This window comes from Flavobacterium sp. K77 (assembly GCF_021608205.1).
Lineage (GTDB): Bacteria > Bacteroidota > Bacteroidia > Flavobacteriales > Flavobacteriaceae > Flavobacterium > Flavobacterium turcicum.
In genome coordinates, this window is the sequence record NZ_JAKIHO010000005.1 from 1 (window position 1) to 24,514 (window position 24,514).

Here is a 24,514-nt window from a genome sequence, read left to right on the forward strand (position 1 = left end):
GCAATCTTTTTTTAAAAATTGTTTTCTCGTTTGTTTCCAGTTTTTATTAGAACGTTGCCGTGATTGCGGGTGCAAAACTACAACCTTTATTCGCTTTTACAAGCCTTTTTCAAACTTAATTGCAAACTATTTTTTAATTGTCTTAAAATCAATAAGGTTAGATATGAAGTTTTTTTATTCGCTATGATGGTTGGGGTGGTTTTGCGTAGGTGACACGGTTCTCGATACATTTTTTGCTGCGTTTTACTGCGCAAAAAACACTCGAACTGACGTTTAAAAAATTACAGTCTACAAGTTTTACTCTATATGATGTGTAGCTGTTACAAAATTCGTCTTTAATAAGGATAGCGCGCGTTAGGGATAGCAGCGTAAAGCCCACAGACACGACCGTCTTGAGGGAGTGGCGAGGACTTGCAGCGAATAGCCCGACGCCTTGCTTGATCTTGCCTAAACAAAAGGCAAGAACATGAAGGCGGAACGCACAAAGTATTAATCGTAACGAATGGCTTTGACAGGTGAAATTTTTGTAATGATGTACGAGGGAATTACTAAAACAAGTAAACACACCACTACGGTTAAAATATTTATTAAGAGAATAGCAGGAATACTAATTGATACTGGCGCTTGATTGACATAGTAATTTTCTGGATTTAACTTTACAATTCCGAATTGGTCCTGCAGCAACAACAACGAAATAGCTATTCCGTTGCCCCAAAGAAGACCTCGACCGATAAGATGACCTGCATTATAAAGAAATATTTTACGCACTGACCAATTATTGGCGCCTAATGCTTTGAGAATACCTATCATTTCTGTTCGCTCGAGAATAAGCACCAACAATGCTACGACCATGTTGATGGTTGCCACAAGGATCATTACTATTAATATGACAATGATGTTGATATCGAATAATTGTAGCCATTCGAAGATATAACTGTATTTTTCGATTATCGTTTTGCTATCTAATGTCGATGCGGTTTCGGCATAAACCTGCTCGCCTACTGCTTGAATGGCCGTAAAGTCCCGAACAAAAACTTCGAAAGCACCGACTTGGTAAGGGCTCCACTTGTTCATTCGCTGCACGTGACGGATATCACCTAAAATGTAAGACGCATCAAATTCTTGAAAACCGGAATTAAAAATACCTACAATTTTAAAATTTCTTAAGTTGTACCCCTTCTCCTTCATGAAAAAGGTATTAAAACTATCTCCCAATTTTAAACTGAGGCGATTTGCAATAAACTGCGAAATCACCACTTCTTCATTCAGGTTGGTTACAGTGTTTGGAATTCGACCTTCTACAAGATACTCCTGAATATTGTTCCACTTATAGTCGTTGCCTACTCCTTTAAAAACAATTCCTTCAAAAGCCGTTGGAGTTCTGATAATTCCTGCTTTACTAGCCACAGCTTGGATATGATTGACGCCAGGAACAGACGAAAACTTGGGATAAAAAGTTTGTTTTTTAGAAATAGGAGCTAATGTTACATCAGACTGATTGCTATCATAATTCGTAATTTCAATATGACCATTGAAAGCAGCAACTTTTTCTCGGATTTTTTGTTGCAACCCAACACCTGTTGCTACAGAGACAATCATCATAATTATACCAATTGCAATGGCAGCCACCGCAATTTTAATAATGGGAGACGAAATAGTGCTTTTATGCTCCTTGGCTTTAATTAGCTTTTTGGCAATAAAATATTCTAAATTCAAAATCTTATTTTTTAATCGATGGTTATTGAATGGATACATTAGCAACTTGATCATCTGACAAAGTTTTACCAAAAGTAACTTACAGAGGCAACTTTTTCTTCATCGCCTCTACAATATTAAATGCTGCGGGACAAATTGCAACGTTACTTAAAGTAAGATCTGTAATTTGCTGAAACTTTTTACGATCAGTATGTGGAAACTCTCTACATGCTTTTGGTCGAACATCATAAATAAAGCAAGCATTTTCATTATCTAAAAAAGTACAAGGAACCGATTGTAAAACATAATCTTGATCTTCATCAATACGTAAATACTGTTGTATAAATTGCTGTGGTTTTTGTTTAAGATGTTTTGAAATCCTTTCAATATCAGCTAAAGTAAACAAAGGACCTGTTGTTTTACAACAATTAGCACATTGCAAACAATCCGTTTTTTTGAATTCAGCATCATGCAAATCCTGCATTACATAATCGAGATTCTTAGGTGTCTTCTTTTTCAGCTTATCAAAATACTTTTTATTTTCGATATGCTTATCTTTGGCCTCTTTAGGAAGGTTATTTAAAATCTGTTTCAAGTGTCCTTTTTAAAGTTTGAGATACAAAAGTAAACAACTTCTAGAGTAATAACGATTACAACGTACACCAATTTACATGAAAGATCTTTTTGGAAAAGCAATGCTCGATTACCAAACCAACAATTCACCTGAAAATATACTAACCGAAACCACAATATCAGAAGAGGACGAAATGTCGGTAGCTTATTTATTTCGTTCTTTCCAGGAAATGCCATTACTGGAGCAAGTTGCTTTACAAATGTCGACAGGTAAGGTTTTGGATGTAGGATGTGGAGCAGGAAGTCACAGCTTGTATTTACAAAACGAAAAAAAACTGAATATTCACGCGATTGACATCTCTGCAAATGCGATTAAAACCTGTTTACTACGTGGTGTTCAAAACGCAACGGTTCAAAATATTCTAGACACAAGCTCGGACGGAAATCAATACGATACCATCTTACTACTAATGAATGGAACCGGAATATTTGGAACTTTAGCTGAGACACCAAAGTATTTACAACGTCTTAAAAGTTTACTTTCGCCACAAGGCCAAATATTAATTGACTCATCAGACCTGATTTATATGTTCGACAACGATGAAGATGGTGGAAAATGGATTCCTTCTGATGGATATTATGGAGAGCTAAAATTTAGTATAAAGTACAAAAACGAAAAAGAAGAAGATTTTTGTTGGTTATATCTTGATTACAATACGCTACAAAATGCAGCATATGATGTAGGTTTGCAATGCGAACTTATTAAAGAAGGAGAGCATTATGATTACTTAGCTCGACTGTCACTTTAAAAAATAAACCAAAAAAAACCTCGATCATCATTAATGTCGAGGTTTTGTATTTAAGGAATATTCAAATATTTGTGAGTTTGCAACGAAACGCGCCATTTGGGATTATTCATGACATAGTCAACTATTAGTGGTGTCATCTCTTCTTTTTTACTCCACTCCGGTTGCAAAAACAAAATAGCATTATCATTAACGAGTTCTGCTTGCTCTTCGGCAAAAATAAAGTCATGTTTATTATGAATAATTACCTTCAACTCGTGAGCATTATCGTAAACGGTTGTTGTAGGCAGTTTATTTTTCTTTGGAGAAAGACAAATCCAATCCCATTGACCAGATAACGGATAAGCACCCGAAGTCTCGATATGTACTTTACGGTTATTGCTTTTTAACTTAGTAGTTAAAATTTCCATATCCCACATTAAAGGTTCACCACCAGTAACCACAACAGTTTCTGAATATTGACTTGCATTATGCACAATGGTATCAACAGCTGTTGGCGGATGCAATTCGGCATTCCAACTCTCTTTCACATCGCACCAGTGGCAACCCACGTCACAACCTCCAATTCTTATAAAATAAGCTGCCGTTCCAGTATGGTACCCTTCACCTTGAATGGTATAAAACTCCTCCATCAACGGAAGCATCGCACCTTTATTAACCTCTAACTGAATTTCTTTTGATAACATTATTGTAAATTAAAATGCAAAGATACACATTTTGAAAGTAGAAGATTGTAGAAACACCACAAACACAATAATAGAAAGAGGAAAAGATATAATAATCAATGATTTTGTAATTTATAAAAATAAAAAAACCGGTAACTAAAAGCTACCGGCTCATTTCTTATGAAAGATTTAATTACTTTAAGATCTTGATTGATTCCGCAGCATAATTGTTTGCAGGATCTAATGCTAAAGTTTTATTGAAAAACTCAATTGCTTTTGCTTTATCAGAATTGGCAAAACTTGCAGCCATATTGTTGTAAGCTTCAATAAACTTAGCTTTTACAGCAGGTTTAGCAACTTCTGCTTCACCTAAAGCAGAAATTTTTGAAACATACTCTTGATAATTCTGAACCATCACATCGTCTTTTTCTAATAATCTATTAGCACGCGCTCTGTAAAGGTAAGCTTCGTTGTATGTTGGACTTGCAACAAGAATTCTCTCAAACGCAGCATCAGCTTTAGCCATACCCTCTTTATCTACTTTACCGTCTTTAGCTTTATTAGCATTAGCATAGTAATGTGATAAACCAAAATACACATTATCATCAAGGAAGCTAGTTGACTCTTTGGTATTTGCACCAAATTCGAAAATAGCAGCAGCTTCATTATAAAGTTTTTGAGTAAACAATTTTTTACCAACTTCGCTTAAAGCTTGAACGGCCAATGGCTCCATATCAATTGCTCTCTTAATATCAGCAACACCAGCAGTAAATGCAGCATTGTCAATTGAAGCACCATCAGCGGCAGTCCCTTTCTTAATTCTACTTAAACCTAAATTCAAATAATCTAAGGCGATTACTTTGTTGCCAGGAGTATTAATGAAATTTTCAAGAGATTTAATAGCTACATCAGTATTACCATTTTTATAGGCTGCATAACCTAAGTAACGATAAATTCTAGGATTTACTTTATCTAACTCAATCATTTTATTTGCCTCAACCTCCAATGCAGCATAATCTTCTATCAAGATTAAAAAGTCAGCACGACGCATTCTAGACTGAATAGAATAATCTGTAAATGACATGTATTTGTCATAATTCTCTAAAGCAATCTTGTAATTTGCAGCAGCTGTTGAAGGTTTATTACGTGCAATTTTGTAATATGTTTCAGCCAATTCTCTGTAAACAGGTCCGTAACTTGGATTAATAGCAATAACTTCATTGTACGCTTTCAAAGCCTCATCATAAGACTTAGCACCTTTTAATAATACACCTAGTTGCATTTTGGCTTTCAATAAAGAACTGTCTAATTGAAAAGCACTTCTATAGGCAACATACGCCTCGTTTTGTTTACCATCTCCATAATATGCATCACCTAAAGCCAATTGCAATTGTGCATCTTGATTGTTCTTGATGGCAGGATTTGTCAAGGTTGCAATTGCAGCTTTATAATCTGGCTTCTCAGCATTCATATACGCTCTTGCAACATATACAAATTCTTGCACATCCTTTTTCTTCATATCTTTTAACGCCAAGGCGAATTTTGCTTGAGCAGCAGCAATATCCTTTTTGTCTAAATCCATCTGACCTAAACCGATATTGTTTAATCTACCGTCTTCAGATGCAACAAGACCTTTATCAAAAGTAATCTTAGCAGAATCTTGAATGCTTTGTGTTAGATAAATATTACCTAACGTGAAATAAGCATTACCATTTGAAGGTTTAGATTTTATGATCGATTTTAATATAGACTTCGCACTTTCGTATTGCTCAGCATCTATTGCTTTTTTGGCTTGTGCTATATCCTGGGCTTGTGCCGATAAAGCTGTAGCTAAAAAGGCAACGCTGAATGTTGTTAATTTGTTCATTTTAATAATAGTTAATTTATTTATCATCCTTTTGATTATTTGTGATTGTAAACTTTCTAGTAGGTATCCTAATAGGCAACAATCCCGATTTTAATACAATTCGTTGTCCAATATCTCCTCCTACAAACGAGGCAAAGCCCATTCCTAAACCAGAGTATCCTTGACAATTGATTATATACAAATCGCGTGCCAAAGGATATTTCTTTTCGGCTATATCATTTTGCGAAGGCAAATAATAACCATTCCCTTTAAGACCTTTAACACGTAAGGTAACTAAATTATCAATAAACTGTTTCATAGCAGGTTTAGGCTGTGACAACCAATTAACACCAACCACACCTATTAAACCATCATTGTCAGAAACGTGTTTAATTACTTCATCATTAGTCTTGAAAGAAAAAATTCCTTTTTGTGGAATATCTTTCAACCCCGCCAACTCTCGCAAATACCGAACAGTACTGGAGTTAAGATTGTCAAAAACCAAACCTTTAATACCGGGAACCTCTTGACCTTTCATAAAAGATATTACATCTTGCAAAGCAACTAGCGTATCTTTACTATTTCTATTTACGACAAATGCAATAGCATCAGTAGCGAAAGGAGTAACCTTAGGACTAATTTTTCTTTGCTTGAAAATTTTTAGTTCATCGGCTGTTAAATCTCTTGCTAAAATTGCAATACCGCCCTTTGCGTTTACTAAAGAAACAACAGTTTCTGCTTCTGACTGTGATTGTAGTTTTATCTTAGCTTGGTATTCACTTTCAAAAACAGCAACCTGATCTTCAACAATTGGTGTAATAGTTTCGTCAACAAACACTGTTGCCTGACCTTTCAAAATTGTTTCAGGCGAATCAGCACTTTTGTTTTGATTGCATGAAAATAGCACTAAAAACAAAGAAACACAAAGAACAGCGAATAGTTTAACAAAATTTTTCATCTCTTAAGTATTGTTATCATTAATAATCCTGAAGAATCGGAAGGAAGCATAAGCAATTAAAATCGCACCAAAGGCGACTCTTGCGATCGGCGGCATGTCTAGCGGAAAGTTCTTCATGAATATTATAAAACTGCCTAAAACGACATACAATACCAAAAACAAAATTCCTAAAACAAGAAGAAATCGCTCTCTAAGCGATTTCTTCTTAATGTTATTATATATGTTATTCAACATTATTCTTGTGCTTGAATCACAATTGGAATAGAATAAAGAACACGAACTGGTTTACCATTTTGAATACCAGGAGACCATTTTGGAGATTTTTTCAAAACTCTAATAGCTTCTTTACCAGTACCATAACCTACGTCTCTAGCTACTTTAACATCCGTTAAAGATCCATCTTTCTCAACTACGAAAGTAACATACACTTTACCACTTGGAGCATCTTCAGGAGTTGTATAATTATCACCAATAAATTTGTAAAACTTATTGATTCCACCAGGAAAATCTGGTTTTACCTCGATACCTGCCGTGTTATAAATTGTATTATCAGGGGCTTCTTCAACTACTGCCGCAGTCCCTGTACCAACTGGTTCTACAGTTAAAACTGCATCCGGATCTCCTTTAATAGTTTCAGCACCTAACTTTTTGTCCTTCAACTCTACCATTTTAGGTGGTTCTTCAGTCACCTCTTCTGCTTTTGCAACAACAGGTTTCACGAATTTCACTTGATCCACCTTAGGAGGAGGCGGTGGAGGTGGCGGAATATTTTTCTTAATCTCTTCTTTTTTAGGAGGCAATTTAATACTAACAATTTTAGTATCCAAAGCAGCCTCATCATCAGAAGAATCAGGAAGTAAACCTAGTATTAAAGGCATACTGATTGCAATAGCAAACACAATTGCACCAAAGATAAGAGCTTTTGTTGTTGTCTTGTTATTTGACTTTCTAAGCTCGTAAGCGCCATACGCTTTATTTCGACCTTCGAATACAATGTCAAGCCATTGGTTTGTGAATATATCTAATTTCATCTTTCTTGATTTTTTGGTTATAAAAAAGTAAGTCGCTTACTTCTCTCCTATCAATTTTAATTCTTCTGGTGTAAAATCGTTAACGATTGCATTTGTTGGTACACCAACGATAGCCATTTCATCAAGGATATCTACAAGATTACGGTAATTTGACTTTTTACCAGGTTTAATAATAACGATCAAACCTTTGTCTTTATTGCCTGTATATTCAACTACAGAAGATTTTCTTTTTAATAGTTCAGCACGAATACCCTCTTTACCGTAAGCTATATCTTTAGGACCTGCAATCGGAGTAGCAAGCAAACCCATGTAATATACCATCTTATCATTGTCTCCTAACAAAACAGTTAACGTACGATTTTCATCAACTTTTAAATCTTTTTTTGTAGGATCATCATTTTTATCTGGCAAACCCAAAGGCATAGATTGAGGTTTAGATAAGGTAGTTGTAAGCATGAAGAAAGTAATTAATAAAAAAGCAAGATCCACCATAGCGGTTAAATCTACTTTTGAGTTAGACTTTTTACTTCTTACTTTACCACCTTTTTTGCCACCACCGTCGCCGGTATTTAATTCAGCCATTTTAGTGTATTTTTAAAATTATTTTGTAGTTGCTCTTAAACCAGTAACCAAATTAAAGCTATTGATTTTTTGCTCTTGTAATATATCCATCACCTTTTTAATTGCTGGATACTCTTCTTTTGAGTCACCTTTGATTGCGACTTGAAGTTCTTTGTCATTTACGTCAATATTTGCTTGACGTGAAGTGTAAATCCAATCTTTTAATTGATTGTCCAAAGAATCTTTAGGCACACCTGGTTGAACACCTGGTTTGTTTCTGTCAGCAGTCTTCATCGCAATCAATTGTTTTAGGCTAGTAATTGGAACACCAATTCCCTCCATCAAAGCAAAAGTTTCAGATTCAGTTTCTGTAAACTGTACACCATACTTTTCACCCATCAATTCAAGTGCTTTTTTTCTAACTTCCCTACCTTTTAAATCATAGAAAACTTTACCCTTTCCGATTGTAATAGTAGCTAAATTATCTTCTGGCAACTTAGACTGAACTGTCGACGCAGGAGTATCAACTGGCAATGCTTCAGGTATTTTTGCAGTTGCTGTCATTACGAAGAAAGACAACAAAAGAAAAGCTACATCACACATTGCAGTCATGTCCGTAGACCCTGCTTTTTTCTTCATTTTTATAGCCATCAATATATATTTTAATTTTTACAAAAAGGTAACCTACACAGGGTTACCTTCCTGCAAAATACATTATTAATTATTTTTGAGCACTTCTGAAGTGTCTGTAAGTATTTACAATTGTATTACCTGCCTCGTCAATAGAGTAAGTTAATGTATCAATTTTAGATGTAAAGAAGTTGTAAGCGATAATTGCTAAAGCAGAAGTAGAGATACCTGTTGCAGTGTTGATCAATGCCTCAGAGATACCATTTGCAAGAGCTGCTTGATCAGGAGTACCTGCTGCAGATAACGCACTAAATGCTTTAATCATACCTGTTACTGTTCCTAATAATCCTGCAAGAGTCCCTAAAGATACCATTGTAGAAAGTACAGTCATGTGCTTCTCTAACATTGGCATTTCTAATGAAGTAACTTCTTCAATTTCTTTGTGAATAGTTTCAGCTGCTGCTTCACTATCTAAACCTTCTCTTTTTACTTCTTGGTATTTCAATAAAGCAGATTTGATTGGGTTAGCAACAGAACCTTTTTGTTTGTCACAAGCTGCAATTGCACCTTCGATGTTTCCAGATTTGATATCTTTTTGCAAGTTAATCATGAAAGTATCTAAATTTCCTGTTCCAGCTGCTTTTGAAATTACAGCAAAACGCTCAAATGAGAATACAACTACCATTAACAACAATCCTAACAATACTGGTACAATTGGACCTCCTTTGTAAACCATTGCCAACATATTACCTGGTAGTGGGTGACCTGTATTAACTCCGCCTTCGAAATTAGCACCATTACCCATTATGAAATTCCAAATCAACCATCCAACAAAAATACATGCTACAATAATGATTCCTGAGATCATTCCTCCTCCGTTTGCCGCTTTTTCTTTTTTAACGTTTGCCATTTTTTTTTTAATTTTAATAGTTTTAAATAAATTATCTTAGTTATATTAAACTTGTAGTTAGGCAAATTTATATTTTTAGTTCAAATAAAAAAACTTTTTTTTATTTAATTGTCATTAAATTTATTTCAAAAACACAATTATCAGAGCCACGCCTTAATTTTCATCAATATCATGACGTGTAATCGTATTCTAGACATATAAATATCATTTATTTATGATTATTTTTTACAATTCATCAAAAACAAAGCAATTAAGAAGAAAACTACAAATTCATCAATTTAGCAACAATTAAACAGTAACACTGCAGGAAAAGCGGGAATTGGTAATATTCTAAAAATACAATACCTTGCAAAAGCATAAAAACAAAGTCCAACTATGAGTACAACATTAGATTTTAAGACACATATTACATCTGGTTACAGCCATAAAGGCGGAAACATTACATTGGGCGGAGGGATTTTAAACGGTATTCCCGTTCCCGATACCTTTGTTACTATTCCGCTCAAAACAATGAATAGACACGGCCTAATTGCAGGAGCAACGGGAACCGGTAAAACAAAAACAATACAAGTGCTATCAGAGCAACTCTCACAAGCTGGCGTTCCAGTGTTGATGATGGATATAAAAGGAGACTTTAGCGGAATTGCAAAAGAAGGAGAAGTTAAAGACTTTATACAAGAGCGTCACGCAAAAATCAATATTCCATATAGTAATGCAAGTTTTCCTGTTGAACTTTTGACCTTATCGGAGCAAACCGGTGTTCGTTTGCGTGCTACCATATCAGAGTTTGGACCAGTATTATTTTCTAGAATTCTAAACTTAAATGATACTCAGGCTGGAGTAGTTTCGGTTATTTTTAAATACTGTGACGATAATGCTATGCCATTGCTTGATTTAAAAGACATCAAAAAAGTAATCAACTATATTACTGAGGAAGGTAAAGAAGAAATCGAAGAATTATACGGAAAAATTTCTACTTCGACTACGGGAACTATTTTGAGAAAAATAATTGAACTCGAGCAACAAGGTGCTGATTTGTTTTTTGGAGAATTATCATTTGATATCAACGATTTGATGCGCATCAATGAGGAAGGAAAAGGCTACGTCAATATCCTGCGATTAACAGACATTCAGGATAAACCAAAGCTGTTTTCGACCTTCATGCTTAGTATGCTTGCTGAAATTTACCAGCAGATGCCTGAAAAAGGTGATGCTGACCAACCGGAATTGGTCATTTTTATTGATGAAGCCCATCTAATATTTAGCGAAGCTAGTAAAGTTTTGCTTGAACAAATCGAAACTATTGTCAAATTAATTCGTTCCAAGGGCATTGGTATTTATTTCATTACTCAAAACCCGATGGATATTCCAAGTGGAGTGCTTGCCCAACTAGGTTTAAAAATTCAGCATGCTTTGAGAGCCTTCACAGCAAATGACAGAAAAGCCATCAAACAAACCGCAGACAACTACCCTACATCAGAATTTTATCAAACAGACGAAATTTTGACCAGTTTAGGAATTGGTGAAGCGCTTGTAACTGCATTAAATGAAAAAGGAATCCCTACTCCACTTGTGGCTACAATGATGCGAGCTCCAATGAGCAGAATGGACATTTTAACAGAAACGGAAATTCAGGAGATCAATCAAAAGTCAAAGCTTGTTAAAAAATACAGTGAACTTATTGATCGTGAAAGCGCTTATGAAATTTTGAATCAAAAAATTGAGGCTGCAACAAAAGAAGCTTCTGAAAACACAACTTCTGAAACCGAAGAAACCGAAGAAACCGTAAAAACAGAAAAACAAGGACCAAGTACTGCAGAAGTTGTTGGTAAATCAGTACTCAAAGTTATTACAAGTGCCACCTTCATACGAGGTGTATTTGGAGTTTTAAGTAAAGTTTTCAAAAAATAACAATCGACCATAATTAAAAATGAAAAAATATTTTATTCAAACTGCCCCTTTTATTGTTCCAACTACTGACGGAAAATTAATTGAAGAGCACCATGGTTTAGCAACCACACAAAACAACGAAATATCAATTGCTCACATGGTAGCGCCACCAGGGTGGAGCGAACCTTTTCAAACTCCAGAGTTTGATGAATACACCTATATTATTAGTGGTAAAAAACAATTTATTATTGATGATGAAACCATTGTGTTAGAGGCAGGACAATCCATAAAAATTGAGCGCAATACGCGCGTACAGTATTCTAATCCTTTTGATGCTCCTTGCGAATACATTGCCATTTGTACACCTGCCTTCTCTATAGAAAATGTTAATAGAGAAGAGTAATGCTTTTTAAATTCGTAACTTGGGGTCGACAAGAACAACAACTATGACTACTAAAAAAAGAATCATCATTATAGGTGCCGGATTTGCTGGATTACGTTTGGCACAGGATTTAGAAAACACGGATTACGATGTTCTGCTAATCGACAGGAACAATTACCATCAGTTTCAGCCATTAATGTATCAAGTGGCAACAGCAAGATTGGAACCTGCTAGTATTTCTTTTCCGTTAAGAAAAGTTTTTCAACACTCTAAAAATGTAAGAATACGGATTGCAGAGGTTCAAAAAGTGGAAACAGAGCAACAAATTGTACAAACTAGTATTGGAGCATTTGAGTACGATCATTTAGTGATTGCTTTTGGCTGTACTACCAACTATTTTGGCAACCCGTCAATAGAGAAATTTGCTTTCCCTATGAAATCGGTGCCTGAAGCAATTCAGCTTCGTAATCAAATTTTGCAGACTTTTGAAGATACTTTAATAGCCTCAGCTGATGACTTGCCTGCTTTACTCAATTTTGTTGTGGTGGGCGGTGGACCAACGGGTGTAGAACTTGCGGGCGCTTTGGCGGAAATGAAAAAAAACATTTTGCCGAAGGATTATCCAGATAAAGACTTCTCGAAACTGACCATTTATTTACTCGAAGGATCGCCAGCCATTTTAGGACCAATGAGTCCCGACTCGCAAAAGATGTCCCGTTTGTATTTGGAGCAATTAGGTGTAATTGTAAAAACCGATACTATTGTGAGCCAATACGACGGTACCAATGTTCAGCTACAAAGTGGCGCTATTATCCCGTCAAAAAATGTGATTTGGGCAGCAGGAATTATAGGAAACACTTTGAATGGAATACCAGAAAGTACGATAACACGAGGAAACCGTTATGTTGTGAATCGAAAAAGCAATATTATCGGTTTAAACAATATTTATGCGTTGGGCGATGTTGCTTATATGGAAACGCCAAAATATCCAAAAGGCCATCCTCAAGTAGCTAGTGTTGCTATTGAACAAGCTAAAATACTGGCAAATAATTTTAAAAATTTATTAAAAGAACGTGCTTTAATCGATTACGAATATCATGACAAAGGAAGCATGGCCACAATTGGTAAACGAAAAGCGGTTGTTGACTTGCCTAAATTTAGTTTTCAAGGCCGATTAGCATGGTTAACTTGGATGTTTATTCACTTAATGCTTATTTTGAGTGTAAAAAATAAGCTTTCTATCTTTGTCAATTGGATGTTTAGCTATTTCAATAACGACAGTACATTACGGGTTTTGCTAAAACCAGCGGTAAAGAAATAAAAACGGACTCCTGATTGGAGTCCGTTTTTGTTATTGGAGTAAAGCAATAATTTTCTGTTCGACTAAATCTGAGTTCCAAATTTCTTGGATATTATCCATTTTTAAAACTTCTTGCATAATTTCATTTTGGTAATCTCCCACCGCCAAGGCTTCGGCATACGGTTGCAAACTAAAGGTAACTCTACTATACAATGGCATCCATTTATCAGGATGTTTATCAGAGAACCATTTTTCTATTTTCTTTTGAAGTAGAAAGTTTTCATCAGCTGTTTTGGCGCTCATTTCTATAAAATTACGCTCGGCTAGTTCGGCAATTGCATCGGCGTTAGGTTTTCTTGATTTCTGGTATTCTGAAAAAATGCGGCTCCAATCATCTCCATACTCCTGCATTAATTCACTTAAAACCGTGATATCTTCAAAACCAGCATTCATCCCTTGTCCATAAAACGGAACTATAGCGTGAGCTGCATCACCAATAAGGGCTAACTTGTCTTCAAAAGTCCAAGGATAGCACTTCATTTTCACCAAATAACTAGTTGGGTTTTTGAAAAAATCAACCACTAAATCTGGAATAACTTCTTTGGTATCTGGGAAATACTTCGCAAAAAACGCCACCAAATGCGCCTCATCTTTGAGTTGTTCAAATGAGTTTTCGCCCTCAAAAGGCATAAATAAGGTACAAGTAAAACTGCCGTCAAGATTTGACAAGCCCATTAACATGAAATTACCTCTAGGCCAAATGTGAAGTGAATTTTTGTCAATTTTATGAGAACCATCTGGATTGGCAGGAATATGCAATTCTTTGTAGCCAATTTTCATGAACTCTTGCGAGTAATCAAACATGGACTGTCGTTGCATGCGATGACGAATTCTTGAAAATGCGCCATCAGCGCCAAAAACTTTATCAAATTTGATTTCTGTCCATTCGCCACGCTCGGTTTCACCAACATGAAGTGTTGCATCGGTTAGTGTTACATCCCAAATTTTTTGATTGAAAAAGAATTCTACACCTTCCTTTTCAGCCAAATCAATCATTTTACGATTGAGAATTCCTCTTGATAGTGAAAAAATAGCTTCACCTTCTTTGCCGTAATTTTGTGTAATGTAGCTACCGTCCTGCATGTGAATTCCACGTTTATCAACCGGAATACCAATGGCTCTAATTTCGTCATCGAGACCAATATCACTCAATGTTTTCCATCCTCGATCAGACATTACCAAATTAATGGAGCGTCCCGAAAACTGAATATTTCGAATATCAGGACTTCTATCGTACACGTGCACCGTATGACCTGCTTTCTTTAAGTATATCGCCAAGAGCGTTCCTACGAGACCTGAACCTACTACCGCAATTTTTTGAGGAGTTTGCATTGTATTTTTAAATCAAAAGTTAAGCAAAATTACTGATTAAAAACGTCAGCCTTTCTAAAAAAGCAATTATTTACTGACTTTAAACACTAATTTCGAAGAAGTACGAACAATTTCCTCTTTGTTAAGGATCATTCTTCTGAACTTGCCGGTGTTATACAATTCAGATTGATCGCTGTAATGACTACTCAGCACATTTCCTGATTGTCCGGTTGGTAATACGCTCCAACTATTTTCGATATCCGAAAAATCAATAATCCTGCGCGTAGAAGGACCTCCTTTTACGAGATAGTTCCCATCGGCAGTGTAATCAAAAAACAAGTTGTTGATTACTTCATTGGTTCCCGAAACTTCAAATGGACCTACGTTGAAAATATTGCGTAAAGCAGCTACCTTCCCTAGCGGATGTTGATGCTCAACCGTATGCACTTTGTTCCAAGTCCAAGTCTTGCTATCAGAGCCAAACTGCATCTCTAAAGCAGCTATCGCTTGCGCAAAAGATAAACTCAAAATATCCTTTCGAGATTCTTTTTTATTCTTGGTAAGAGTATTATCCCACCAGATGGAATTTTCGGTTGCCAATTGTCTAGCCACTACTTGTTTCATTATGTGTGTTCCTAAAAAAGACTTGAAACGATCAACGCCTAATTCATCCTCAAAAGTATTTTTCAAATAGCAAAACAAAAACTTGTTGTAAATAGTCGGCGCCACATCGTTTAGGTTGTGCGATCCTTTCCAAGTTTTTAAAATTGAAAGCGCTTCTTTTTGAATAGTTGTTGCTTTTTCATTTTCTAAAATGGGTAGTAAATTTTTAACCAAGCTTGGGGCAGTTGCTGATGTATTGTCAAAAATCATGCTTCCCACACTTGCCTTGTCCCAATCTGATTTTGGATCTAGTAGTTGTGTGATGCGCTTGGCTCTATCTTCGGGCAAATAATAACCCGGATAGTTAAAACCATCTACTGCCTCCGGTTGATTGTTGGCAGAATAAACGTAGTTCCATCTTGGGTTTACAGCGGACGGATTTTTAGAAAAATCAAGATAAGTTGCAATATCATTTTTACCACTAGCTCCATCTAAAATAAAATTAGGATTCACTCCCGCTTGGTGCTTGTACAATTTTCCGGTAGCCCACCACGCCACATTACCTTTGGCATCGCCATACATAACATTTAATCCAGGTGCCGCAATTAAGGAAACTCCTTTTTGAAAATCGGTTTTATTTTTTGCGTGCGACAAAATATACACAGCATCCAAAATTTGAATAGGTTGTTGCGTATAAATCCAAGACATCGCAATAGGATTTTTTGACGGAAGACCTTCAATTAGGTCATTTATAACAGGACCGTGTCTTGAAATTTTGACGTTTAAACTAACCGATGTAGAATCTTTTACTTGAATCGTCTTCTTTCTAACATCATATTTGCGGTAACCTGCAGGTGTTACATAAGAACTAGCATCAGTGGGATGATTTTTTTCTTCGTACAAATCCACGTCATCATTTTCAAACATGGTTAAACCGTACGCGTAGTCTCTGTTGTGACCCAGCAAAGGATAAGGAGTTCCTGCTAAATACGAACCATAAAGCTCAAATTCAGGCGTTACCAAATGCGCTTCGTACCACGTTCCTGGTTGCGAAAATCCAATATGCGGATCATTTGCAAAAATAACTTTGCCATTTTTAGTTTTTTTGGGACCAATAACCCAACTATTACTTCCGATAAAAGGAGCAATAGGAGAGCGTTCTAACAGTTGCGCAACAGCTTTAGAAATAGCCGCATATTCTTGTGGTCTATCTTTGGCATTTCGAATTTTGGTGGTATTGAAAGCACCGTCTAAACCAAAATCTTTCAAGTAAGCAGCTCCCAAATTATCACGAATATCAGTCATTAAAGGATCTGATTTTTGCGCCATTGCAAAACTAAAAGACATGTACCCAAATATATTGTACACATCCTTCATGGTAAATTTTTGTTTTTTAATACCCAACAAACTAAACTCAACTGGCGTAACACCCTCATCAAGATATTGATTAACGCCATCAAGATAGGATTGCGCAAGCTGGTAACTGGCGCTAGTTGTATCTAAATCAGCTATCGCTCTTGCAGAAGCTTCTTCGATGCCTAAACCTGCAAAAAACAAATCATTCTTAAGGGCAACTGAACCAAAGATTTCAGATAAACGGCCAGGTGCAATGCGTCGCATTAATTCCATTTGCCAAAGACGGTCTTGCGCATGCACGTAACCCAAAGCAGTCATAGCATCTTTTGAATTATTGGAGTAAATATGCGGGACACCAAACTCATCAAAATAGACTGTAGTCTCATTTTGAATATTTTTCAAAGCCACTTCGCCCTCGTATTTTGGCTTCAGATAAAAACCATAAAGCAACACAGAGCAAACCAGAATAAGGACAACGCCTAATAAAACAATAGATAATTTACGGAGTTTAGTCATTTTTGATAAAAATTGGAAAACAAATATATAGGTTTTGAAAGGATATTAAAACAGAATTACCTTCTCACCTACTCAATAAAAGGACAATGCTAGTACTATTTTATTTTTGTTTAATATTTTTTATTTATTATTAAACAAAAAAGTATCTTTGTTTTAAAAACAATACAATATGAAGCACGTTACCAAAGATACCATCTCACAAATGGAAAAAGTAGCACGATTGAATTTAATCAATTCATGCACCGGATATAAATCAGCTAACTTAATAGCAACCAAATCAGCGGATGGAATTTCGAATGTGGCTATTTTTAGCAGCGTTACCCACTTAGGAAGTCATCCGGCGATGATTGGTTTTATTATGCGACCGACAACAGTTCCGCGAGATACCTATAAAAATATTAAAGAGACGGGCTATTTCACAATAAACCATATCACAGAATCAATGATCGCTGACGCACACCACACCTCAGCGAACTATGAATATGGTATTTCTGAATTTGAGAAAACCAATTTGACTGAAGAGTATAAAGACGATTTAGAAATTCCTTTTGTACAAGGAAGCCCGGTGCAATTGTACTGCAAATACCTGAATGAATATTTTATTGCCGAAAATGATACTATTCACATCATCGCGTCAATTGAACATTTGTTTTATAACGACGAATTAGAGCATCCTGCTAATTGGTTGCAACTCGATAAAGCCGGTGTTGTGGCTATCAATGGTTTAGATGGGTATTGTTTACCCACTTTACTTGACCGTTACCAATATGCGCGTAAGGAACAACCAACTACTTCTTTTTTCAAAAAATAATAGATGAAAAAATTACGGTTACTATTGGGCGATCAGTTGAATGAAGCACATTCTTGGTTCGAGGAAGTTAATGATGATACGTTTTATCTTTTGGCCGAAATGAGGCAAGAAACCGACTATGTCAAACACCACACCCAAAAAGTTGTGGCATTTTTTATGTCGATGCGTAATTTTTCTACAACATTACAAGCCAAAGGGCATCGTGTATTGTACTTTGAAATCGACGCCAAAAACAATCCTCAAAATTTGGAACAATTAATAAAAAAATGTGTTCAGGAAAACGGAATTGAAAAATTCGAATACCAGCTTCCTGACGAATACCGCTTGGATCAGCAGTTGCAAAATATTTGTAGTAACTTACAAATAGCAACTGAAGTTTTTGACACGGAACATTTTTACACGAGCAGAACTGAATTAAGTACTTTTTTTGAAGGCAAAAAGTTGTTGCTGATGGAAAATTTTTACCGCAACATGCGTAAAAAACATCATGTACTCATGCAAGGCGCAACGCCTGTGGGAAATCAATGGAATTTTGATGCCGACAATAGAAAAAAATACAAAGGCGAAGTTCCAGTACCTGCAGAGAAAAATTTTCATGGAGATGTTACAGCCGTTTTGCAACAAATTCAAAATGCTGGAATTACCACATTTGGAGCTATCAAACCCACAGACTTTAGCTGGCCTACTTCACGAGCGGCTTGTTTAGAAGTGCTAGATTATTTTTGTAGAAAGTTGCTGCCGTATTTTGGCGACTACGAAGATGCGATGCACACTGACGAAAAATTTCTTTTCCACAGTCGTTTGTCATTTGCAATGAATAGTAAAATGCTTTCGCCAAAAGAAGTCGTCGATACCGTTGTTGCATATTACTGGGCCAATGAAAATACCATTAGCATATCGCAAGTTGAAGGTTTTGTGCGACAAATATTAGGCTGGCGCGAATATATACGTGGGATCTACTGGAAAGAAATGCCCAATTATAGCCAAATGAATGCCTTGAATAATAGCAATTCACTACCTGATTTTTTCTGGACTGGTAAAACCAAAATGAATTGTATGCAACATGCCATTCAGCAGAGTTTAGATGAGGCCTATGCCCATCACATACAGCGTTTGATGGTGATTGGGAATTTCACTTTGTTGACGCAAATACATCCTGACGAAGTTGACGCCTGGTATCTTGGTGTTTATATTGACGCTATTGAATGGGTTGAAATGCCCAACACCAGAGGGATGTCACAATATGCTGATGGTGGTATTATTGCCACAAAACCATATGTCTCATCAGGAAGTTATATCAACAAAATGAGTAATAATTGTGCCAAATGCCATTACAATGTTAAAGACAAATTTGGAGACAAAGCATGTCCATTCAATAGTTTGTATTGGAACTTTTTGGATGAAAAAAAGGAATATTTCAAAGGCAATCAACGTATGGCGATGATGCTTAATTTATTAAAGAAAATCGATCCTGAGGAATTGTATCGAATTAAGCTCAAAGCAAACGAAATCATTAGCAACATGGATGCATATTAAACAGAAAAGGTTCCTTCTCAATTGAAAAGGAACCTTTTTTTTATTTGTATAAAACTAATTAGTTTTTCTTACTACCGTCAATTATCGCACCTGTTCCAGCACCAACTCCTGCTCCTGCAACACCACCGATAATAGCTCCTTGAACTTTTTTCTTACTGATGATCGCTCCAGTTGCTGCACCTACACCAGCACCAATTACAGCACCTTTGGCAGTACTACTCCAACCCTTTTTTTGCGTAGTGGTTGTAGTTGTAGTTGTGTTTGGCGCTTGCTGGTTAACAACAATAACCTCTTTTTTAGTTTCTAATTTTTCTTCCTCCATTTTTACCATAACTTGTTGCATCGAGTCGATAACTCTTTGCTTTTCCATGGCTACTTTCATTGAGTCTACAGTTGCAGCTTTAGCTTTTGCTACATCGGCTTTTGTTTGATTCTGACATGAAACTACTGCTAAGGCAAGTAGCATAAAGTATACTATTTTCATAATGATGTATTTTTTAAATTTCTATTTCACAAAGATATATTGGGTTTGAAACATTTGTGTTATGGAATTCTTTTTGTGATTTATATAATTCAATGATTTTACTTGCCTAGAATTCCCTTTTTCAAAATCTGACCAAACTCAAACATATCTTCAAACGAAGTATATAAAGGAACTGGAGCCAGACGAATTACGTTAGGTTCTCTCCAATCTGTAATCACGCCGTTTTTCATTAAATACTCAAATAAACTGCGGCCTTCGCCGTGCAGAAACACTGATAATTGTGAAGCGCGCTCTTGAGGATTATTTGGTGTAATAATTTCGAAAGTACTGTCTACTTCGCAATCGATTTCATGCAAAACAAATTCTAGATAAGAGGTGATGAGATCGCGTTTTTCAAGTAGTGCATCCATGCCAACCTCAGCAAACATATCAACAGAGGCGAGATATGGTGCTAAAGACAAAATAGGTAAATTACTTATTTGCCAACCATCAGCTCCGTGAACAGGATCAAAATTAGGTTCCATTTTAAAACGACGTTCTTTATTATGTCCCCACCAACCGGCAAAGCGAGGCAATTGCGAATTGTTGTGGTGTTTTTCATGAATGAAACAACCAGATGCATTACCTGGTCCTGAATTCATGTATTTGTAGCTGCACCAAGCTGCAAAATCAACATTCCAGTCGTGGAGTTCTAATTTTACATTTCCAGCAGCATGCGCCAAGTCCCAACCTACAAAGGCTCCTACTTTATGACCCGCCGCGGTAATGGTTTTCATGTCAAAAACTTGACCTGTATAATAATTAACGCCACCAATAAGTACCAGCGCGAGTTCATCGCCTATCTCTTCAATTTTTGCTAAAACATCTTCAAGGCGAATGTTGTGCTCCCCTTCACGTCTTTTAATCTCGACCAAAGCCTCTTGTTTATCAAAACCAATTGCTCTAGAATGAAAATCAACTTGACTTTGAAACATGTACTGATCTGATGGAAATGCTTTTTCCTCGCAAATGATTTTGTAACGAGTTTTAGTTGGCTGGTAAAACGAAACCATAAGCAAGTGTAAGTTCACGGTAAGCGTGTTCATTACCGTAACTTCAGTTGGCAAAGCACCAACGATTTTACTTAAAGGCTCTGCAAAGCGTTCGTGGTAATCCCACCAAGGTTTGTCACTATAAAAATGACCTTCGACAGCGAGATTTGCCCAATCGTTCATAACCTCATCAACATAAGTTTTGGTACGTTTGGGTTGTAAGCCGAGTGAATTTCCGGTGAAGTAAATGACTTTTTTATCGTTTACTTTTGGAAAAATAAATTCGGATTGGTATTTATTAAGAGGATCTTGTGCATCGAGTTGCCTTGCAAATTCAATGGTATTTTGAAATTTCATATACAATTATTTGAAACGTAAAAGTACAAAAAATCAAGCTAGTGTAGCAAATGAAAGTTTGAATAAGCGCTACTTGAATTGAAGAAAAAATTCTCAAAAATGCGTACTCATAACAAATTTGACTTCTTAAAAACACTAGAGAATGTACCGCGATTTGGTGTGAGGGATGGAAGCGGCATCCTTTATTTTCTTTTTTCTTTAAAAAGAAAATAAAGATAAAGCGAACAGCCCGACCCGACCTTTTTTGGGAGGGGCACACGCAAAAAAAAAAATCTCGCCATTGCTGACGAGATTCTTTAGATATATTAGGTATTGAATTACAAAATCAACATGGCATCACCATAAGAGTAGAATTTGTATTTTTCTTCGATAGCCTCAGCGTAAGCTCTTTTCATTAAATCGTGACCACAAAAAGCAGAAATCATCATTAAAAGTGTTGATTTTGGCGTATGAAAATTGGTAATCATACACGTAGGCACTGCAAAATCGTGAGGAGGAAAAATGAATTTATTTGTCCAACCATCATACGGATTTAAAGTGTTTTGTGACGAAACGGAACTTTCTACGGCGCGCATAGAAGTGGTCCCTACGCAGCAAATACGTTTTCTTTTGGCTTTTGCTTCGTTTACGATATCGCAAGCCTCTTGCGTGATTTTTAACTCTTCAGAATCCATTTTGTGCTTAGACAAATCCTCTACTTCAACTGGGTTGAATGTTCCTAAACCAACGTGTAAGGTCACTTCGGCAAAATTCACTCCTTTGATTTCAAGTCTTTTTAGCAAATGTTTAGAGAAGTGCAAACCTGCTGTAGGAGCGGCTACTGAACCTTCTTCTTTGGCATAAATAGTTTGGTAACGCTCTGCATCTTCTGGAGTTACATCTCTAGAAATGTATTTTGGAATTGGAGTTTCTCCTAGTTCAGTCAATTTATTACGGAATTCTTCGTACGAGCCATCGTATAGAAAACGCAAAGTTCTACCACGGGAAGTAGTATTATCGATTACCTCAGCAACAAGTGAATCATCGTCGCCGAAGTACAATTTATTACCAATTCTGATTTTACGAGCTGGATCAACCAATACATCCCATAATCTTTGCTCTGCATTCAATTCTCTTAGTAAAAAAACTTCGATTCTAGCACCCGTTTTTTCTTTGTTACCGTACAAACGAGCAGGAAAAACTTTCGTGTTATTTAGAATTAAAACATCACCTTCGTCAAAATATTCGATGATATCTTTGAACATTTTGTGCTCTATAGTTTGTTTTTTACGGTCAATAACCATTAGACGAGCCTCGTCTCTATTTTCGGCTGGATACTCCGCAAGAAGTTCTTTTGGTAAATCAAATTGAAAATGGGATAACTTCATTTATTTTTTTATTTAAAAGTTTAAGATTCTCAACAGTTACTAACATTGGAGCAACATAAAAATCTTTCGGGTGCAAATATACGATTGTGAGATAGGCGTTGTCAAGTGTTTTGGCTTTTATTTTCAAAAACAACTGATACCGTTGCATTTAAACCTTATAAGTGCGCTACTTGAAAGCCGATCGACTCCATGTCTTTCCAGAAATCAGGATATGATTTTGAAACTACGCCAGCATCCGCAATGTGTAATGGCACTTTAATAGCCAAAGGAGCAAAAGCCATAGCCATACGGTGATCATTATACGTTGCAATAGTAACCTCTTTGTTTAAAGTTGCTGATGGCTCTAAAGTTAGACTATCATTAGTAACTGTGATGGCTGCGCCTAGTTTGGTGAGTTCGACTCTAAGTGCTTCTAATCTATCAGTTTCTTTGATTTTTAAAGTATGAAGTCCGGTAAGGTGACAACCAATTCCTAAACCTAAACAAGTAACCACGATGGTTTGTGCAATATCAGGTGTATTGTTTAAATCGAAAGTGAGCTGTGTTTCTGGAACAAAATTAACATCCTTAGTTAATGTCATTTGGTTACCGTTAAACTCAGTACGCACACCTAATTGTTCATAGATACTTACCAAAGCAGCATCGCCTTGAAGGCTGGTTTGTTTGTAACTATTTAAAGTAACTTTGGCTTGATCAGCAAGCGCTACAATACTAAAAAAGTAGGATGCAGAACTCCAATCAGATTCTACCGTCATTATTTTATTTTCAGATTCTTTTTTAGGAGCTACTGTAATGGTGTTTCCTTCAAAGTGAGTTGAAATACCCAAATCATTAAGTAAGGCCAATGTCATTTTGATGTATGGAACGGAGGTAATTTCACCCACTAAATTGATTTCGATACCATTTTCCAGTTTAGGAGCAACCAATAGCAATGCTGAAATGTACTGACTGCTCACGTTGGCAGGAATCGAAACTTTAGAGGCAGTAATTTTTTGCCCTTCGATTTTGATTGGCGGATAGCCCGCATTCTTTTCATATGTGATTTTGGCACCCAACTGCTTCAATGCTTCAACCAAAACTTGTATAGGGCGTTCGGTCATGCGTTGCGAACCTGTCAGCGTTACTGTTGCTCCGGGCGTTACTGCAAAATAAGCTGTTAAAAAACGCATAGCGGTTCCCGCATGATGAATGTCTACCACTTGTGGCTGGCCACTAGCTTCTGCAACTTGTTTTAATGCCTTAGCCATAACCTCACTATCATCTGAATTTGAGGTATTGGCTAAAGTAATATTTGGGAATAGCGCTTGTAACAGTAATAATCTATTGGTTTCACTTTTAGAACCTGTTATATCGAGCTGCGAGTTTTGAATTGTAAATTGTGAATTAGTGCTTAGTCTTAAATTCATGCGTGTAATTGTAAGTTGTGTATTGTGATTTATAAATTAAATACCCTAGCTGCGCAATTTACCACTACTCGTTCATAATTCATAATTTACAATTGACAAATTATTTCAGTTTTTCATTGTTTTTGTGACGATCTTTGTCTCTAACCGATTTCAGATCCATCTTTTTGTCGAAAGCTGCTTGCAAATCGATTCCTGTTTGGTTGGCCAAACACAAGACTACAAAAACCACATCCGCTAATTCTTCACCAAGGTCTTTGTTTTTATCGCTTTCTTTTTCAGACTGTTCACCGTAGCGGCGGGCAATAATACGGGCTACTTCGCCTACCTCTTCGGTAAGTTGTGCCATATTAGTTAATTCGTTAAAATAGCGTACACCGTGTTCTTTGATCCAATTGTCTACGTCGAGTTGTGCGTTTTTTAGGTTCATGA

General features: G+C 36.3%; 22 protein-coding genes. 6 read left to right on the forward strand and 16 right to left on the reverse strand.

Features of this window, described 5'->3' with window-relative positions; genetic code table 11:
• Positions 1 to 489: 489 nt before the first annotated feature.
• Both L1S34_RS10075 and L1S34_RS10080 read right to left on the reverse strand, forming a co-directional pair.
• The gene (locus L1S34_RS10075; RefSeq protein ID WP_236364098.1) at positions 490 to 1,716 is read right to left on the reverse strand and encodes an ABC transporter permease; all 1,227 of its coding nucleotides are present in this window, start codon (positions 1,714 to 1,716) and stop codon (positions 490 to 492) included.
• 79 nt (positions 1,717 to 1,795) lie between these two features.
• Positions 1,796 to 2,290, reverse strand: a complete 495-nt coding sequence (locus tag L1S34_RS10080; protein ID WP_166136239.1) for a YkgJ family cysteine cluster protein — start codon at positions 2,288 to 2,290, stop codon at positions 1,796 to 1,798.
• Between the two features lie 76 nt (positions 2,291 to 2,366).
• Between L1S34_RS10080 and L1S34_RS10085 the strand changes: the two genes are divergently transcribed.
• Entirely contained in the window at positions 2,367 to 3,077 is a 711-nt protein-coding gene (locus tag L1S34_RS10085; RefSeq protein ID WP_236363923.1) for a class I SAM-dependent methyltransferase, read from the forward strand.
• Positions 3,078 to 3,127: 50 nt separating this feature from the next.
• Here L1S34_RS10085 and L1S34_RS10090 read toward each other — a convergent pair whose 3' ends face one another.
• The 7 genes from L1S34_RS10090 to L1S34_RS10120 form a co-directional block, all read right to left on the reverse strand.
• Positions 3,128 to 3,760: a 7-carboxy-7-deazaguanine synthase QueE gene (locus tag L1S34_RS10090; protein ID WP_236363924.1), complete on the reverse strand. Its 633-nt coding sequence runs from the start codon at positions 3,758 to 3,760 to the stop codon at positions 3,128 to 3,130.
• Between the two features lie 172 nt (positions 3,761 to 3,932).
• Positions 3,933 to 5,606, reverse strand: coding sequence for a tetratricopeptide repeat protein (locus L1S34_RS10095; protein ID WP_166136230.1), 1,674 nt, complete (start codon positions 5,604 to 5,606; stop codon positions 3,933 to 3,935).
• A 16-nt stretch (positions 5,607 to 5,622) separates the two neighbouring features.
• Entirely contained in the window at positions 5,623 to 6,543 is a 921-nt protein-coding gene (locus tag L1S34_RS10100; RefSeq protein ID WP_236363925.1) for a PstS family phosphate ABC transporter substrate-binding protein, read from the reverse strand.
• A gap of 233 nt (positions 6,544 to 6,776) precedes the next feature.
• Positions 6,777 to 7,574: an energy transducer TonB gene (locus tag L1S34_RS10105; RefSeq protein WP_236363926.1), complete on the reverse strand. Its 798-nt coding sequence runs from the start codon at positions 7,572 to 7,574 to the stop codon at positions 6,777 to 6,779.
• 36 nt (positions 7,575 to 7,610) lie between these two features.
• Positions 7,611 to 8,156, reverse strand: coding sequence for an ExbD/TolR family protein (locus tag L1S34_RS10110; protein WP_236363927.1), 546 nt, complete (start codon positions 8,154 to 8,156; stop codon positions 7,611 to 7,613).
• Between the two features lie 18 nt (positions 8,157 to 8,174).
• On the reverse strand, positions 8,175 to 8,786 hold the full coding sequence (locus L1S34_RS10115; protein ID WP_370637609.1) for an ExbD/TolR family protein: 612 nt from the start codon (positions 8,784 to 8,786) through the stop codon (positions 8,175 to 8,177).
• A 70-nt stretch (positions 8,787 to 8,856) separates the two neighbouring features.
• A complete protein-coding gene (locus L1S34_RS10120; protein ID WP_166136215.1) occupies positions 8,857 to 9,675 on the reverse strand; it encodes a MotA/TolQ/ExbB proton channel family protein in 819 nt (272 codons plus the stop codon).
• Between the two features lie 375 nt (positions 9,676 to 10,050).
• On the opposite strand from L1S34_RS10120, the gene L1S34_RS10125 reads away from it, so the two are divergent.
• From L1S34_RS10125 to L1S34_RS10135, 3 genes are read left to right on the forward strand one after another with little or no spacing between them, the layout of a single operon-like run.
• Positions 10,051 to 11,586 (forward strand): helicase HerA-like domain-containing protein, encoded by a 1,536-nt coding sequence (locus L1S34_RS10125; RefSeq protein ID WP_236363929.1) that lies wholly within the window; start codon positions 10,051 to 10,053, stop codon positions 11,584 to 11,586.
• A gap of 19 nt (positions 11,587 to 11,605) precedes the next feature.
• On the forward strand, positions 11,606 to 11,968 hold the full coding sequence (locus L1S34_RS10130; protein WP_236363930.1) for a cupin domain-containing protein: 363 nt from the start codon (positions 11,606 to 11,608) through the stop codon (positions 11,966 to 11,968).
• Between the two features lie 43 nt (positions 11,969 to 12,011).
• Positions 12,012 to 13,268, forward strand: a complete 1,257-nt coding sequence (locus L1S34_RS10135) for an NAD(P)/FAD-dependent oxidoreductase (protein ID WP_236363931.1) — start codon at positions 12,012 to 12,014, stop codon at positions 13,266 to 13,268.
• 30 nt (positions 13,269 to 13,298) lie between these two features.
• Here the strand turns inward: L1S34_RS10135 and L1S34_RS10140 are convergent, their stop codons facing one another.
• Positions 13,299 to 14,639, reverse strand: a complete 1,341-nt coding sequence (locus L1S34_RS10140) for an FAD-dependent oxidoreductase (protein ID WP_236363932.1) — start codon at positions 14,637 to 14,639, stop codon at positions 13,299 to 13,301.
• A 66-nt stretch (positions 14,640 to 14,705) separates the two neighbouring features.
• Complete coding sequence (locus L1S34_RS10145; RefSeq protein WP_236363933.1) at positions 14,706 to 17,093, reverse strand: penicillin acylase family protein; 2,388 nt, start codon at positions 17,091 to 17,093, stop codon at positions 14,706 to 14,708.
• A 169-nt stretch (positions 17,094 to 17,262) separates the two neighbouring features.
• Between L1S34_RS10145 and L1S34_RS10150 the strand changes: the two genes are divergently transcribed.
• Positions 17,263 to 17,904: a flavin reductase family protein gene (locus L1S34_RS10150; protein ID WP_210790775.1), complete on the forward strand. Its 642-nt coding sequence runs from the start codon at positions 17,263 to 17,265 to the stop codon at positions 17,902 to 17,904.
• 3 nt (positions 17,905 to 17,907) lie between these two features.
• Positions 17,908 to 19,440 (forward strand): cryptochrome/photolyase family protein, encoded by a 1,533-nt coding sequence (locus tag L1S34_RS10155; RefSeq protein WP_236363934.1) that lies wholly within the window; start codon positions 17,908 to 17,910, stop codon positions 19,438 to 19,440.
• 58 nt (positions 19,441 to 19,498) lie between these two features.
• On the opposite strand, the gene L1S34_RS10160 is transcribed toward L1S34_RS10155, so the two are convergent.
• The 5 genes from L1S34_RS10160 to L1S34_RS10180 form a co-directional block, all read right to left on the reverse strand.
• On the reverse strand, positions 19,499 to 19,924 hold the full coding sequence (locus L1S34_RS10160; protein WP_166136195.1) for a YMGG-like glycine zipper-containing protein: 426 nt from the start codon (positions 19,922 to 19,924) through the stop codon (positions 19,499 to 19,501).
• A gap of 98 nt (positions 19,925 to 20,022) precedes the next feature.
• Entirely contained in the window at positions 20,023 to 21,312 is a 1,290-nt protein-coding gene (gene kynU, locus L1S34_RS10165) for a kynureninase (RefSeq protein ID WP_236363935.1), read from the reverse strand.
• A 317-nt stretch (positions 21,313 to 21,629) separates the two neighbouring features.
• Entirely contained in the window at positions 21,630 to 22,679 is a 1,050-nt protein-coding gene (gene queA / locus L1S34_RS10170) for a tRNA preQ1(34) S-adenosylmethionine ribosyltransferase-isomerase QueA (protein ID WP_166136189.1), read from the reverse strand.
• A gap of 155 nt (positions 22,680 to 22,834) precedes the next feature.
• The gene (gene aroA / locus L1S34_RS10175) at positions 22,835 to 24,085 is read right to left on the reverse strand and encodes a 3-phosphoshikimate 1-carboxyvinyltransferase (RefSeq protein WP_236363936.1); all 1,251 of its coding nucleotides are present in this window, start codon (positions 24,083 to 24,085) and stop codon (positions 22,835 to 22,837) included.
• Positions 24,086 to 24,185: 100 nt separating this feature from the next.
• On the reverse strand, positions 24,186 to 24,512 hold the full coding sequence (locus L1S34_RS10180) for a nucleotide pyrophosphohydrolase (protein WP_236363937.1): 327 nt from the start codon (positions 24,510 to 24,512) through the stop codon (positions 24,186 to 24,188).
• Between the last annotated feature and the right edge of the window lie 2 nt (positions 24,513 to 24,514).